The sequence below is a fragment of the Glutamicibacter sp. V16R2B1 genome, assembly GCF_005774635.1.
Lineage (GTDB): Bacteria > Actinomycetota > Actinomycetes > Actinomycetales > Micrococcaceae > Glutamicibacter > Glutamicibacter creatinolyticus.
On record NZ_VATX01000046.1, the window covers coordinates 1 to 1,376 of the forward strand.

1 pseudogene is annotated in these 1,376 nt (G+C 67.2%); it reads left to right on the top strand.

Annotated features, from left to right (window positions below):
- Positions 1–1,376: pseudogene (locus tag FDN03_RS15815) on the top strand (DNA translocase FtsK); the annotation flags it as partial.

Consider the following 1,376-nt stretch of genomic DNA (forward strand, 5'->3'; position numbering starts at 1 on the left):
ACCGCCTGGTCCGGACGAGATCGAGTACCTTGTCCCGCCGACGGACGGCGCCTACCGGCTGCCGTCGCCGACCCTGCTGCGGGCCGGGACCCCGCCCAAGGTTCGCTCGGACGCCACCGACGAGGTCAACGCCTCGCTGACCGACGTGTTCGCCCAGTTCAAGGTGGACGCCAAGGTCACCGGCTTCACCCGGGGGCCGACGGTGACCCGGTACGAGGTGGAGCTGGGCTCGGCGGTGAAGGTCGAGCGGATCACCCAGCTCGCGAAGAACATCGCCTACGCCGTCAAGAGCCCGGACGTGCGGATCATCAGCCCGATCCCCGGCAAGAGCGCCGTGGGCATCGAGATCCCGAACACCGACCGCGAACGTGGTGTCTCTCGGTGACGTCCTGCGTAGCGGGGAGGCGACGGGAAACCCGCATCCGCTGCTGGTGGGCCTCGGCAAGGACATCGAGGGCGGCTATGTGCTGGCCAACCTCGCGAAAATGCCGCACATCCTCATCGCGGGCGCGACCGGAGCGGGAAAATCGACCTGTATCAACACGCTCATCACCAGCGTGCTGGCGCGGGCCACCCCGGATCAGGTCCGCATGGTCCTGGTCGACCCGAAACGGGTCGAGCTGACGAGCTACCAGGGCATCCCACACCTGATCACCCCGATCATCACCAACCCGAAGAAGGCCGCCGACGCCCTGCAGTGGGTCGTCAAGGAGATGGAGAACCGGTACGAGGATCTCGCCGCCGCCGGGGTCCGCCACGTCGACGACTTCAACCGCAAGGTCCGCCGCGGGGAGATCGTCGCCCCGCCGGGGTCGGAGCGGGTCTACCAGCCGTATCCGTACATCCTGACGATCGTCGACGAGCTGGCCGACCTGATGATGGTCGCGCCGCGTGACGTCGAGGACGCGATCACCCGGATCACGGCGATGGCCCGTGCGGTCGGCATCCATCTCATCTTGGCGACCCAGCGGCCATCCGTTGACGTCGTCACCGGGCTGATCAAGGCGAACGTGCCGTCCCGGCTTGCGTTCTCCGCCGCATCACTCACGGACAGCCGGACCATCCTCGACCAGGCTGGCGCCGAGAAGCTGATCGGCATGGGCGACGCCCTGTACCTTCCGATGGGAGCCAGCACCCCCGAACGTGTACAGGGCGCGCTGGTCACCGAGGACGAGACCGACGAGATCGTCGACTGGGTCCGCGGACAGGCCACCGCCGACTACCAGGACATCGTCACCATGGTCGCCGTCGACGACAAGGCGGACACGGCTGATGTCAGCGACGAAGACATGAAGCTGCTGCTGCAGGCTGTCGAGCTGGTTGTGTCCACCCACTTCGGGTCGACGTCGATGCCGCAGCGGAAGCTACGAGTCGGC